The organism is Providencia sp. PROV141, from assembly GCF_028481645.1.
GTDB classification, from domain to species: domain Bacteria; phylum Pseudomonadota; class Gammaproteobacteria; order Enterobacterales; family Enterobacteriaceae; genus Providencia; species Providencia rettgeri.
This window is the reverse complement of sequence record NZ_JAMPPR010000008.1, coordinates 449817-463982: the sequence shown is the minus strand read 5'-3', so window position 1 is coordinate 463982 and position 14166 is coordinate 449817. Positions and strand designations below refer to the sequence as shown.

Sequence of the window (14166 nt, the reverse complement as noted above, 5' to 3'; positions counted from 1 at the left end):
GGTTGGCGATTTAAAGGGGGTTTATCTTAATAATACTCCCGTTATTGACTCCTCTGGTAACAGTAATGTAAACGGTATGACTGCTCAGTGGGTGTCAGGCACTTTAGAGCAACCAGTCTTAGAGGGGTTTTCATCGTCATCAAGTGAAACCCCTGTCAGTATTGAAATCAAAAAAAGCACACCTGTAACTCGCACAATAACTTCACGAAACATTGACCGCTTACGGTTAACGTTTGGTACCCAAGCGTTGGTTGAAGTGAAAGATAATGGGGATCGTGTTGGTACATCGGTTGAGTTACAAATTCAGGTACAACGTAATGGTTCGTGGGTAACTGAAAAAAATATCACTATCCGTGGTAAAAGGAGTAATTCCCCATACCTAATGGCTGTGATTATCGATAAGTTGCCACCGCCACCTTTTAGCATTCGCATGGTTCGTATAACGCCAGATAGCAACAGCGATAAATTACAAAATAATACTATTTGGTCAAGTTACACCGAAATCACCGATATTAATCAAACCTATCCGGGCTCAGCAGTCGCGGGTCTAACGTTTGAAAGTGAACAGTTTGGTAATCAATATCCTACACGTAACTATTTAGTTCGGGGGCTGATTGTTCAAGTGCCGAACAATTACGATCCTGAAACTCGCACCTATAGTGGCATTTGGGATGGAACGTTTAAGCCTGCATACACCAATAATCCCGCATGGGTACTGTATAGCTTATTAACAACGAAGCGATTTGGGCTAGGTAAAAGACTGAAAATAGCTGAGGTTGATAAGTTTGCGCTTTACGTTATTGGTCAATATTGCGATCAACTGGCACCTGATGGCTTCGGTAATAAAGAGCCTCGAGTCACCTGCAATGCCTATATTACTGATATTCGAAAAGCTTATGATTACTTCAGTGACCTGTGCTCAATAATGCGCATCATGCCTGTGTGGAACGGGCTACAAATGACATTTGTTCAAGATCGTCCTAGTGATGTTGTTTGGCCTTACACAAATGCAAACGTGGTTAATGGTCGTTTCCACTACAGCTTCAGTCCATTAAAAGCCCGTCATACCGTTATTGAAGTACGTTTTATTGATCCGCAAAACGGCTGGAAAACCAGTGTTGAGCAAGTCTCTGATGATGCATTGGCTGCTCAGTTTGGCCTTAACGTGCTTCGAGTTGATGCATTTGGCTGCACAAGCCGTGGACAAGCTCGGCGTTATGGTCTGTGGATATTATTGACAGAAAAATTAGAGACCCAAACTGTTGAGTTTGAAGTAGGCGCGGAAGGGCTGCGGCATACTCCTGGTGATATTATCGAAATTATGGATAACGACTGGGTGGGGGGTGAGGATTCTATTGGTGGTAGACTCATAGCTATCGATGCCACTCAAAAGATTTTAACGCTTGATAGAGAAGTAACAAAACCTAAATCCGGTACCGCATTTATTTCGTTAATGAATGCCACTGGGCGTTATGAACGCGTAAAAGTGACAGGATACTTAGGCAACAATCAAATTAAAGTTGAATCGGTACCAAAAGGTGTCGCCACAAAATCGGTATGGGGTATTAGCCAGCCTGATTTGGCTCGTCGCTTATTTAGGGCGATTACGATTTCTGATAAAGGCGATGGCACCTACGGTGTTATTGCAGTTCAGCACGTTCCCGAAAAAGAGGCTATGGTTGACCAGGGGGTGAAATTTGAACCGTTGCCCGATACGCCATTGGGCGGCTACATTCCTCCAGTTGAAAACCTTTCTGTTGAAGTCAGTGCAGATAGTGACAACTGGCAAGTGGAAGCCAACTGGACAACCGCAACGGCGGTTAGAGGTGTTGATTTTGTCCTCAAACTAACTCAAGCGGGGCGTATTGTTGGTACCGCGAAAACCCAAGAAAACCGTTATCGCATTGGTAATTTACCGCAAGGGAATTACTTGCTCTCTGTCGCACCGCAAAATAAAGATGGGCAAAAAGGCGAACAAGCCTCAGTCTCATTTGATATTAACCCACCGCCCCCGCCGTCTTATATTGATATTGATCCGGGCTTTTTCAGTTTGGGTATTATCCCACATGTGGGTGGACAAAATGCGCTGCGCCTGCAGTATGAGTTTTGGTTTTCTGAAAAGCAGATTGCTAATATCAATGAGGTTGAGCTATTAGCTGAATACCTTGGCAATGGCACAATGTGGGTGATTCAAGGAAGGAAACTTAAAGCTGGTCAGACATATTACGTTTATGTCAGAACCGTGAACCCCGTAGGCAAGTCGCAGTTTGTTGAAGCCAATGGTAAGCCAGAAGATCGGGCTGATGAAATATTGGAAGTTATCGGTGATAAATTCCTCAGCAACGAAGCTGGTCAGAAACTGCAGGAGCAAATCGACTTCAACAAAGACAATCTATCAGACTTACAAATCGACAATGACGACTTCAAGCAAAAAGTTATCAGTATTGATCGCGAGATAGAAGCTGTTAACGAAGCTGTAATGATGAACACCAAGTTTACGACTGAAGTTCACTTTAGCTTAAAAGAAGAAGTTGCAGATCGCAGAGCTGAGATATTCCGCATCGAACAAGTGCAGGTTACTGACAGAGAAGCTGCTGCTCGCTGGCAAGAGCAAATCACAGCAAAAGTTGACTTCAACGCATCTGAAATTCTGAATATTAAAGATGCACAGGCGACTTATGAGAAAGCGACAGCACAGCAAATCAGTCAAGTCAAAGCAGATCTAGGGGAAACAAACAAAGAAGTCGGCAACATCAAAGGCCGTGTCACTACAGTCGAAACGGCAACAGCTGATTTAAAACAAGCGCAAGCGAAGTTTGAACAATCGACGACAGCCCAGTTCGGTGAAATGACCGGCTATATCACGAATATCAATCAAACTATCACTAATCTTGAGTTTTCTTTCTCTGAAGCACTGATGCAAACCAATGCGCAAGTGAATGAAACTAATTCAGAGTTATTGAAAACAAAATCCGAAGTCACCCGACTTGCAACGGCAACAGCAACAAATGAGCAAGCGACAGCCGAATTAGCTGAGAGTGTAAAAGCGCAGCGTGAGCAATCAGAAGCTGAATTTGTTGATGTTCGTAAATCAATAGCGGAGAAAGATAAGGCCCAATCTGAGCGCACAGAACAAGTGCGTGCAGAGCTTGGTAAAGACATTAACGCGAACAAAGATGAAATTGATAAAAACAAGGGGGAGTTATCAAATATCAGTGCAGCGGTAACGAAAAATACAACGGCTATTACTGAAACTGATAAAACACTCACAGAAGTTAATCAGCAGGCTGAATCCCGTTTTGAGGATAATGAGGCTTTTATTGCCTATATTCAACAAACAATGGCAAACATGGAAGGCGCTAATGTTGAAACGGTAGGGCAATTAACTGCACAACACAATATACAAGGCACGGAAATACTTAAGGCGAGAGCATCAATCAGAAATGTTGAAACGGTTGTCGCCAACAACGAACTGGCATTTGCTCAAAAAATTGAACAGCTTAATGCTCAATATGGCGATATGAATTCAAATATCACCTCGCTACAGAAGGTTGTTGCTGATAACCAGAAGTCACAAGCGGAGGTTAACGAACTCATTAAATCAGAAATCGGCGATAACAAGGCGGCAATTGAATTGCGTGGACAAACTGTTTTCGACCATAAAGGGAATGGTTCTGCTATCTACACAATCAAAACGGGCATTAATTGGAACGGCCAATACTATGACGCTAAGTTCATGATGGGAGCTAGCGTTAAAAACGGAGAGGTTGAGACGCTAATTGGCTTCAGTGCAGACACATTTGCTATTTTTAATAACGCTAATGGCCAACTTGTTACTCCATTTGCAATAAAAAATAATCAAGTGTTTTTAGGTCCAACTTATATTGAAGACGGCTCTATTACTAATGCCAAAATTGGCAATGTTATTCAGTCTAATAGCTATAAAGCAGGGGATGATGGCTGGAAAATTGATAAAAATGGCGATGTTGAGCTTAACAATGCAATATTCCGCGGTCGGATTGAGGGTGCTGACGGTTATTTTAGTGGTACCGTTGATGCAAAAGAAATCTTGGGTGATGTGTATTATTCAACATCAACGAAAATTACAGGCACAGTTTGCAATGCAACATTTGGTGTTGGAATGCTAAACACTGGGTGGATAAAAGCAGTTGAAATCAACTCTGAAATTTTTAGCAGAGTATTTGATGCAGATTTAGCGTGTAACTTGAAAATGACCAGGGTAGAAGGTGGCTGGCAATACTCCGCATATGTTCGAATTCAGGTTGGTGTTGATGATGGTAATGGAGGTGTAGCGACTGCGTACAGTGAAACGGGTAAATATACAGGAAATGGTGGATTAGATTTAACTGTCAATGCAGGCCCTATTCAGTTGCCTGTTTCACCCCGAGGCGGTAAGAGTTATATCTATATTCGTGCAGTATCCACAGAAAGCGACCCAAATACGAATGCAACAGCAAGCGTTATTTTGAGTTACTCAAATCTGAAGAGGGTGGAAGTTTTCAAAGTTGGCACATCGACAGTAAAAGCACTAACCATTTAAACCTCATAATAATTAACAGGCCGCTTAATTGCGGTTTTTTTGTATCTAAATTTCGGAGAATCCTATGTACAACACAGGCACAGTCACAACAACAGCAAATAGCACTAAATTAGTCGGTGCTGGAACCAAATGGCTCAATAACATTAATCGTGTATCCGCAGAGCAAGCAATACAAATTCAAATTGGTACCACGGTTCACAATAATAGTATTCAGTCGATTCAATCAGATACTGAACTCACGTTAAATTTCCCATTACCAACCGCAGCAACGGGGGCAAAATACGTCATTCTCACGACGATGGTTCATTCTGTTTCCGATGCGATGAATAAAATTGTGTCGATGAATGGGGCGAATGTGCAGTTCAGCGACATATTAATGCGCTGGATGACAGAGCAGGGCATTATCACTGTGACATTGCCAGACCAAACGACTCAGCAGCTACGCACGACAAAAGAAATGGATAAGCAGCTAGATGATAAGTTTGATAAAAAGGGCGGCACGGTAACAGGTCCCACTACTTTCAACCATACTAATGTAAGAATTCATGGTACAAACGATTGGACATCGTTGAGGTTAATTAAGCAGGATGGTTCATATGCAATGCTTCAAACTAATCCAGCATCTGACGCCGCCATGCTCAGTATAACCAATAAGGATAAAGACGAAAAAACATTAGGCCTTGTTAGTATCCCAAATCGCTCAGGTACAGCAATGCTAGTTGGTGATTATGGCTTTGGCGCCGATAAAGAAGCAAGATTAGGTAAAGATTATCGAAACTGTTTCGTTTCTTACTCTGATGCAGCAGCTGCCAATCAAGATGGCTGGCCCTCGAATGGTGCAGGACTCCAAAGTAATTATGCCTCTAATAGAAGGGCTCAAATATTTATAAGCGGGGCGGGAACTTTATTCCACAGATGGTCTAATACTGCTGGCGCAGACAACTCGCCTTGGAAAATTACCGTGTCGTCAGGAGAGGAATTAGCTCTATCGATAGTTGATATTGAGTATCATTTCAAACATCCTTCTACTGTGTCTAAAATATTTAGAAATACAGCTAATACCTCCGCATATAGTAACGTGTGGTCCCCCATAACCTACTCTAAAGTAGGTGGCACTTGGAGCTCTATGAGTGTGGGGTACACTGATGGGTCATTTAAAGTCGGATATGGAGATGGTTCATCAGTAAACTCTATGCAGGTGTATACTACACGAAATACAACAAAAGACTCAAACGGTAACTTAAAAGCAGCATCACCGATTATCCGAGTATTTGCTGACCATGTCGATCCAAACGATGAGGCAGAAGGTGTAACACTCAAAAAACTGCATACAGGTATTTACCAGTTGCATGGCGTTCTTGGTCTACACTCTGATGCTAGTTGGGGTGGTATCAATGGTGGCATCACAATCCCATGCGGTATTAACCAGCTTCCACTTGTTTTCGTTAAATATGATGTGCTAGAAAAAGGAACGCCGCACCCTTTCGATCTTCATATCGTTGAACCGGACGAAGACGGTGATATTGTTCTGTATACGTCGTATAGGCCGCACGAACTACCACAAGACATTCAATATGAGCGCTTTAAGCTTTATCCTGAGTTTTTACGTGATGCAGGAGAAGATGAAGAACCGCTGCCGTTATTTGACGGCAAAGTAGAATTAACACCAGGAGCGCCCTGTGACATTCCACGTGGCCACTGGATTGACGTTCGTGTAAACATGCCATCCAATTCTATCTACAATCAAAAGCAAGCTGAAGCTGAGAGACTCGCTAAGCTAGAAGCAGAGCGATTAGCGCAAGAAGAAGCTAAGCGTACAGCAGAGGAAGCGGAAAGGGCAGAGCAGGAAGGCCAAAACGAGGCCTAATCAATGTATTTTTCTATCAATGTTGATTCTTTAACTGATAACATACCAGCAATACTCTTCAAATCATCTACGTAGATAGATGACTCACCATTTTCACACTTTATATATTCAGCTTCAGAAATCGTGAGATTCTTTGCTATTTCTGAAGTTGATATATTTTTTGATAAGCGCAATTGCTTAATAAATTCACCAATAGTTTTATTCGACATGTTTTCTATCTTTAGCCTTTTCCGATGACAGATGAAGATACGTTTCAATAAAGCTTATCGCTTTTAGAATCTTTTTCTCTTCAACGAGTTGCCAATTTTGATTCAGCATAAACTCGTCAATTGAAATACCTTTGTAATCTATCTCAGTTCTATAAAAAACGTAAATCTTTGACAGCTCCGTGTGAGATGGCTCTCTATTTTCATTGATACAGTTTAGTGCAAGTAAAAGTAGCTGATTGTTGTTCATGTAACCTCCGATTGTGAGGTCTTATGATATGTGAGCCACAGGGAGGATTATATCAAGATCAGTCGGAAAAATATAAATCTTGCTTACTAGTATGATGTAGAGGCATGTAAAAATAGGGCTTTACATACGCATAAAATGATCAAATAATACTGTTTATGCATACAGTATTATTGGTGTCGTATGAAACTAAGATTAATCGAAACAGATGATTTACTAGCAAGCTTCCCTCTCTTTCTTGACCGAGTGCCAGCAGGTTTTCCATCACCCGCTGCGGACTATGTTGAAGACCGCATAAATTTAAATAGCGCCCTCATTAAGCACCCTGAAAGCACATACATGCTCAGGGTCGAAGGCAATTCAATGATTGATGCGAATATCAATGATGGTGATGTTGTTATTGTTGACAGCGCGGTCACAGCAAAAGAGGGGGATATCGTTATAGCTAGCTTCGAGGGCGAATTTACGGTTAAGAAACTACACCTCAACCCACCTATGTTACTTCCAATGAATCCCGCTTATTCACCAATCATTATCAACGATGAGCAGGATTTTCAAATATTTGGCGTTGTTACCTACATTATTCATCGGGCTCAATAATGTTTGCGCTTGTTGATGTAAATAGTTTTTATGCAAGTTGTGAGAAAGTCTTTAGGCCAGATCTGGCTGGGAAGCCAGTAATTGTTTTAAGTAATAATGATGGCTGCGTGATTGCACGTTCATCAGAAGCGAAAAAACTTGGCGTAAAGATGGGAGAACTATATTACGAGCGCCACAGTTTTTATAGACAAAACAACATTAATATATTTAGTTCTAACTACGTACTTTATGCGGATATGAGTAATAGGGTCATGTCACTATTATCAACATTTGCACCCAGCCTAGAAATCTATTCAATCGATGAGGCCTTTCTTGATTTTGCAGGTATGAATAATACCTTTAATCTTGAGGAATACGGCAGTAAAATCCAATCAACTATCCTTCAAAATACTCACCTCCCTGTAGGCATCGGTATTGCTCCTACAAAAACTTTAGCGAAATTAGCCAACCATGCAGCAAAAACATGGAAAAAAACAGGTGGTGTCGTCGAGCTCTCCAGCGAGCAACGGCAGCGAAAATTATTATCTCTTATTCCAATCGAAGAGGTGTGGGGTATTGGCCGTAGAATATCGGCAAAATTAAGGATCATGGGTGTAAATACCGCTTTGGATTTAGCAAATGCACCAGTAGCAACCATCCGTAAAACATTCGGGGTTACATTAGAAAGGACATTGAGAGAACTCAATGGTGAGCCATGTATTGAATTAGAAGAAGTCCGAAAAATTAAGCAGCAAATACTGTGCTCGCGTTCATTTGGCCAGAAAGTTTTAGATATAGAAACAATGCGTAAGGCTGTTTGTGATTATGCAGAACGAGCAGCAGAAAAATTAAGAGAAGAAAAGCAACGCTGTAAAATTATCGGATTATTTATTCAAACTAGCCGTCACGCATCAGGTGAAGATTACGCAAATAGCATTAATATAAAACTCGAATACCCCAGCAGTGACACCAGAGATATTATCAATGCAGCAATGCGAGGGTTAAATATTATTTGGTGTGACGGTTACCGGTATTATAAAGCAGGCATCATACTATCTGATTTTACCGATTCAGCTGTTACCCAGCTTGATATGTTTTCAACACAAAAGCCATTTCGTAATAGCGATGAGTTAATGAAAACATTAGACGCCATTAATAAGAGCGGGCATGGTAAAGTGTGGTTTGCAAGTAAGGGCGGCGATAGTGGATACAAAATGAAAAGAGAAATGTTGTCGCCTGCTTACACGACAAATTTTGATGAATTACGAGTGGTTAAAAGCTAAGAAATGGGCTGGACGTTTTAACTGTATTGCTGAATAAGTAAAAAAGGGTAGGGAGAGGAGCTGTGAAGTACAAACAATATGGACTTTACTTTTTGACCTGACACAACTGGGGCACAGAGCTAAATTGAATATAATTGGCTGCTTTGTGCCAAGAGCGGACATTGCTAAGTTTGGAACGTAATAAGCGGTAGGAGCTGGTCAGGTGGATGTGATAATTAAAGGATAACTTACGATGGGGGGCCAGAAAAGTTAAACCGGAAGCGAGTGTGCGATTTGATAGGAACTGTCCAATTCTAACAATGCTCTGGGATTGGGAATATAAGAACCAAAAACTGAGTTACAGCAGCGCAGAGTTGCAGCAGGACTATGAAAGAGACATCGAAATGGTTGGGGCTGTTGTGGATTTTTGTGTGAGCCAAATGAGACTTTTGGAAAAGGGAGTTGATTATCCAGCACCACAATGAAATCTTTTGAAAAAAAATTTTGAACTATTCAGCTGTGCATTATGATATATCAATAGCAAACCATCGGACTGGCCTCCGGTGATTTGCGCTATTTTTCATGTGTGGCCAAAATAGTGAGTTATAAAATTAGCTAATGTTTTTGAAATAAATCGTTTATATAGCTTTCGCTATGTTCTTTTTCATCTCTGTGGCTATAGAAGTTATCTCTTTCATGCTCATCATAATCGTAAGAGTCATAGAGATGTGTAGACGCATCGACTTTACTATACATATATTCAATTTCATTGTCCTCAAAAGGAAAACCGTATTCATTAATTAAATCATGTAGCATGTCATATGCAATGTCATCAGCTTTAGATCTTTCGTCATAATCTAATGATTGAATTTTTCCTGTTCCAGATAAATATTCGTCATAATTTTCGTGCCAATATTCTTTGATATGTTCCATTAGTTCCTGAGTAACCTCCTCTTCTTTTATCGCAGGTCGAAGATTGATTAAGTGTGCTAAGGGGAGGTAATCGTCATGGTTGAGAGTATATCTCCAACTAGACCTCATGGCATAATTTATAAAGTCAGAGATGAATTGATCGGAAAATAGACTTGGAGCATTTTTTACAGCCCATAACACGCACTCCCCAACTTCGTAATCGTAAGTTAGATATTCTTCTTTAATGTTTAAAAATAAGCTCGGATAGACCATTCTATTTTTATTGGTGGAGATTAAATTGGAATGTATAACCGAATGAAGAAGATGAATTGAGTAATCATTTAAGCATTTAAGATCAACGGCATTGAGTACTGACTCAAGCACTGAAACAAATATATCTGAATTGATTTTCCTATTGCTGTGCAAAGAGAATAAAGTATTAATTGATTGATTTGTCTTAAGAGCTGAAAAGTAAAGTGAAAGAGAGGTTTCATCAGTAGCATAGCGATTGATGATATAGTCAGACACTGATGGATTGAATGGTGTCAATCTTATCATTACATTTTTATTTAGTTGTGTCAGACTTCTATTAAGTGTTGATTTTATTGACTCTTTTATGTATTCATCTATTTTATTTACTTTGGAGTAAAAGTTATTTTTATATTTGATATTGAAAACACGTTTTAATGCATTTTTACAATCCTGTTCTTCAATGTTATTAGCATTAAAAACGACCAAGCAAACTAGATCAAGGACTTCCTCACGTGTTTGATTATTGAAACAGTGCGACCAGATCATTTCAGGATTGTCTAATGAATTTTCGATATATGACCAAAAATTCGAACTATCGATTCCTGATATTCTATCGCTATCTGTAATAAACGATATAAGTCGTGGGTTAAAGTTTGGATGATGTATTATTTTCCAATAATTACGATTATCATAAAAAGTATCAATGTACTCCTGCGGCAATGAACTATGCCAAACATGATTGTAAAGTATATCAGCCTTTTCTATATCAGTAAGATCTGATACATTTATCTCAAGTTCTTTTTTTTCAATTTTTTCTATATTAAATAAATCACTGAGATTTTTAGCTCTATTTAATATATTGGTTCTTGACGTCAAAATCATCTTTTTGTTTTTGTCGTTAATGATTTTTTTTATAAACTGAACGATTTTAGAATCAGAGTTTCTAGTGAAAATTTCTAAAAGAGTAGCACCGAGAAAATCATCAAAATAGAAAAATTGCTTTCTCTCTTTAAAATATATAGATTCTATTTCCGAAATTGATCCTTCAATGTGGTAAATTTCATAGTCGCGATTGCAATGCATAAGCATCACTTGTTTTGCAAGAGTGGTTTTACCAACGCCAGGTAAACCAGTAATGATTACAACTTTGTTTTTATCTAAAATCTCTAAAGCTTTTTGTAATTGCTTGGTTTCGATGAATTTGTATGATTCTTTCCTAGCATCTTCAATCAGGAAGTTACTATTTTGAATTGCAGCATTATTTAGTACACTAATTAAAAAATTTGTACTGGAAAGCCAAAGTTTGTAATGGTTCCGTTCTACTTCGGGGTAACGCGTTAAAAGATCATTGAGATGCTCAGGACCAATGATGTCATTATTGCTTAGAATGTAAGGATTAAATAAATCGAAGATTTCTTTTTTATTAGCAGGGGATAAACCAACGCTTGTGATGAAAATGTATCGATTAGGTTTTAAGTTTTCAACTTTTGTAATTTCTTCGCTTTTAAGTTTACTTAATAATCCACTATAACCAGTTTTAACATAGTGTTTAACTTGGATTATTACTTCGCCAGAGTGATAAAAACGACCATCAATTCCACCATCTTTTCCTGATTTAAAACGCTCAATAAGCAGATTTTCTCTCTTGCTTAAGAGGTCTATAGCTAGTCTTTCAAACTCTTCATTATTGAGTGCTCTGAAATCATAGTTTGTCATTGGAGTTCTTAATAATTGGCTGAAAATAATAGCAATGTTACATGGTGTAAAAATCAAAAAAAAGTGGAATGATGATAGATTGTTATATTTATAGAGTTCATAGGATTAAATTGTGATTTAGTGCAAAATTGCACAATTTTCAAGGTAACTAAAAGATGTGTCGCCTCGTATATGGCGCAGCTTTTCCGCCCTTCAGAAATAGTGCTAGATATTCTAACAGAAGGTCAGAAAGGGGCGTTTACCAAAGAAGATAGTGAGAAAGTCATTGACGAAACGGAGAAGCGGGGAAGCGGGTTAAGTAATCTGCCCACTTCAGAATATCGGACGCCTGTTTACACTATGTGGGCGTCCGCCCTTCGCTCTGAGCAGACCGTCAAGTTTAGTTGTCTTATATAGAGTAAAGAAAGTTTGAGCGATTAGAAAAGCCGATTACTGTGATGGGGTAACCTTAGCTATATTCAGCTTAAAATTTAAAAACACTAATTGGTTGGATTATATTCTCTATGAACGCTAGGTGGAAGGATAGGATTTAAGTGTGTGAAAATCGATTGGTTTGTGTTCAATTTTTAAGAAATAGTAGTTATCAAAACTAGATTATTATTTTATATAATCAATGGCTTATAAAACACGATTTTGACTGTGTTTTAGTGAAAATATTATCAATAATATTAAACCTATCAGTAAGTTATGATTAATGTAGCTATATACTGCTGCGCCATATGGGCTGGACTGAAGCGGCTGACCTAATCGTTAAAGGTATGGAAGGCGCAATCGAAGCTAAGACTGTAACCTATGACTTCGAACGTCAATTAGAAGGCGCTAAATTACTGAAATGTAGCGAATTCGGTGACGCTATCATTAAACACATGTAATTTATTACGTGGTGTAATTAATAACGGGAGCCTAATGGTTCCCGTTTTATTATGGTTTGATAACTTGGTACGGGCGCTTCAAACTCTTACTACACCCAAGTTTTCAATGTTTTTGTCTGTGTCACAGAAAATACTGCCACACATCTGTCTCATACAGATTTAAAATTAAATAATATCGCTATCAGGTTTAATTAAATTTGGTGGATAATATCTACCAGCACGTGGGTATATTTCATTTTATTCTCCCTCCATGTTTATTTAGAAAAAAGTAAATTCATAAATCGTGCGAATTCCTCTAAATCACAATCAATAAAATTAGCGCTATATGCGCTGATTGAATGATTTCGTGCAAATAGAACGCCAAATTTCATTTGTTTTTTTGTTGTATAACGAGTCACTACTAACAGTGATAGAACAATGTGATGTAGATAAAAAGGCCATTCGAGAGATTGAAGTGGGAAGGCATAAAATTGAATTATCTTAGAATGGAGTAACAGTATTTTTTAGTGTTTATATTAAACATGATATAAAATAGCTATACAGTTTGTTTAATAAAAAATGTTTTCTGGCTAACAAGTTTATTCACTGAATATAATGGGTGTTATGTCACCCTTTTGAGAGCGATAAATGAAATTTTTTGTTTTTTTTAAAAGGATACTACTAGTAGTCTTCATTGCTCATCTATCATCTTGTGCTACTTTCAAAGGCGGTGATCCTATAGATGGAGGGGTAATCGATTATTTGGAGACTCAATATCCCGAAGATTCACATATCAGAACGATAGTGGCTAAAGGGGTCATCGAGTTAGATTTAGCTCAGATCCGATTTTTGGCACTAAGAGAATTTTGTGAGAGCAATGGCGGAAATTTTCAGCAATCTTATATTTCTTTGGCTTGGTGCTTGAATAAGAACAATGAACCTACATTCATAGTGCACTCTTCTAGGCACGACTATATGATCGCAGTGGTTGAAAGAAATAAAGGGATTAGCGTTAATGAATGGATAGATTCCGCTAAAGATATTTTCCCAGCTATATGGAAGAATCCTAATGAAAATAATTAAAAATAAATTGCTTCATTATTTATTTCTAATAACGACTATATTCATTGTTTCTGGTTGCTCAAATGGTAAATTGCGCCTAGGGGAGCCAAGAAATAATGGCACTATACAATACATTGAGAAAAACTTACCAGGCGCAGCTGGTGGGATGACAGACAGCGGCCCAATTTCAATACTTAATCTTCGTGAGGATATTTTTTTAAAACTAAAAGAATATTGTGAAGAAAAAAATTACACATTTGAAAACCCATTATTATCTATGGGATGGTGTATTGATAAGGGTAGCATACCTGTGTTTGTTTTTTATGATAGTTTGTATGGGATGAGCATTTATGAGCGTTCAGCGGAAGGTACTGAAGAAGAATGGATAGCCTATACTAAAAACAGATTCGGTATACTTTGGGTTATGTCAAATGTAATGAATTCAAATTAATTATTGGCTCTGGTGAATATGATGAGATGAAATAACGGGGGAAATAATTCGTCAAAGTGGAACTATGCTACTGAGAGCATTTATACTGTATCTAATTAATGCTCTCAAGGTAGCGATATGAGTGATTTTATGATTTTTATTTTAGTTTTGTTTATTTGCGTGGCTATGATGCGCCATCAAGTAAAATCAATGGCCACATA

General features: G+C 38.5%; 9 protein-coding genes and 2 pseudogenes. 8 read left to right on the top strand and 3 right to left on the bottom strand.

Annotated features, from left to right (window positions below; all coding sequences use genetic code 11):
* Both gpJ and PSF09_RS08510 read left to right on the top strand, forming a co-directional pair.
* The coding region (gene gpJ, locus PSF09_RS08515; protein ID WP_272683765.1) for a TipJ family phage tail tip protein at positions 1–4561 on the top strand (4561 nt) is incomplete at its 5' end.
* 64 nt (positions 4562–4625) lie between these two features.
* Positions 4626–6428: a phage tail fiber protein gene (locus tag PSF09_RS08510; protein ID WP_272683764.1), complete on the top strand. Its 1803-nt coding sequence runs from the start codon at positions 4626–4628 to the stop codon at positions 6426–6428.
* Here the strand turns inward: PSF09_RS08510 and PSF09_RS08505 are convergent.
* On the bottom strand, positions 6425–6637 hold the full coding sequence (locus PSF09_RS08505) for a helix-turn-helix domain-containing protein (protein WP_272683763.1): 213 nt from the start codon (positions 6635–6637) through the stop codon (positions 6425–6427). The genes PSF09_RS08510 and PSF09_RS08505 overlap by 4 nt on opposite strands.
* Entirely contained in the window at positions 6627–6884 is a 258-nt protein-coding gene (locus PSF09_RS08500) for a hypothetical protein (RefSeq protein ID WP_272683762.1), read from the bottom strand. Before PSF09_RS08500 ends, PSF09_RS08505 begins: the two co-directional genes overlap by 11 nt.
* Positions 6885–7064: 180 nt before the next feature.
* Between PSF09_RS08500 and umuD the strand changes: the two genes are divergently transcribed.
* Both umuD and umuC read left to right on the top strand, forming a co-directional pair.
* Entirely contained in the window at positions 7065–7481 is a 417-nt protein-coding gene (umuD, locus tag PSF09_RS08495; protein ID WP_110731987.1) for a translesion error-prone DNA polymerase V autoproteolytic subunit, read from the top strand.
* Positions 7481–8743 carry a translesion error-prone DNA polymerase V subunit UmuC gene (umuC, locus tag PSF09_RS08490; RefSeq protein WP_272683761.1) on the top strand — a complete coding sequence of 421 codons (1263 nt, stop codon included), beginning with the start codon at positions 7481–7483 and terminating at the stop codon, positions 8741–8743. The genes umuD and umuC overlap by 1 nt, the downstream gene beginning before the upstream one ends.
* A 594-nt stretch (positions 8744–9337) precedes the next feature.
* Here the strand turns inward: umuC and PSF09_RS08485 are convergent.
* Positions 9338–11602, bottom strand: a complete 2265-nt coding sequence (locus PSF09_RS08485) for a restriction endonuclease (protein WP_272683760.1) — start codon at positions 11600–11602, stop codon at positions 9338–9340.
* Positions 11603–11779: 177 nt separating this feature from the next.
* Here PSF09_RS08485 and PSF09_RS08480 point away from each other — a divergent pair.
* The 4 genes and pseudogenes from PSF09_RS08480 to PSF09_RS08465 all read left to right on the top strand — a co-directional run.
* Positions 11780–11887, top strand: a pseudogene (locus PSF09_RS08480) (arsenate reductase); the annotation flags it as partial.
* A gap of 419 nt (positions 11888–12306) precedes the next feature.
* Positions 12307–12474: pseudogene (locus PSF09_RS08475) on the top strand (isocitrate/isopropylmalate family dehydrogenase); the annotation flags it as partial.
* A gap of 627 nt (positions 12475–13101) precedes the next feature.
* Entirely contained in the window at positions 13102–13536 is a 435-nt protein-coding gene (locus tag PSF09_RS08470) for a hypothetical protein (RefSeq protein WP_272664718.1), read from the top strand.
* Positions 13523–13966, top strand: coding sequence for a hypothetical protein (locus tag PSF09_RS08465; RefSeq protein ID WP_210836859.1), 444 nt, complete (start codon positions 13523–13525; stop codon positions 13964–13966). Before PSF09_RS08470 ends, PSF09_RS08465 begins: the two co-directional genes overlap by 14 nt.
* Positions 13967–14166 lie beyond the last annotated feature (200 nt).

Excerpts from the sequence above, each read along its gene's own strand:
- umuC (WP_272683761.1), top strand. The coding sequence starts at position 7,481 with ATGTTTGCGCTTGTTGATGTAAATAGTTTTTATGCAAGTTGTGAGAAA.
- PSF09_RS08465 (WP_210836859.1), top strand. The coding sequence starts at position 13,523 with ATGAAAATAATTAAAAATAAATTGCTTCATTATTTATTTCTAATAACG.
- PSF09_RS08500 (WP_272683762.1), bottom strand. The coding sequence starts at position 6,884 with ATGAACAACAATCAGCTACTTTTACTTGCACTAAACTGTATCAATGAA.
- PSF09_RS08485 (WP_272683760.1), bottom strand. The coding sequence starts at position 11,602 with ATGACAAACTATGATTTCAGAGCACTCAATAATGAAGAGTTTGAAAGA.
- PSF09_RS08510 (WP_272683764.1), top strand. The coding sequence starts at position 4,626 with ATGTACAACACAGGCACAGTCACAACAACAGCAAATAGCACTAAATTA.
- PSF09_RS08470 (WP_272664718.1), top strand. The coding sequence starts at position 13,102 with ATGAAATTTTTTGTTTTTTTTAAAAGGATACTACTAGTAGTCTTCATT.
- umuD (WP_110731987.1), top strand. The coding sequence starts at position 7,065 with ATGAAACTAAGATTAATCGAAACAGATGATTTACTAGCAAGCTTCCCT.
- PSF09_RS08505 (WP_272683763.1), bottom strand. The coding sequence starts at position 6,637 with ATGTCGAATAAAACTATTGGTGAATTTATTAAGCAATTGCGCTTATCA.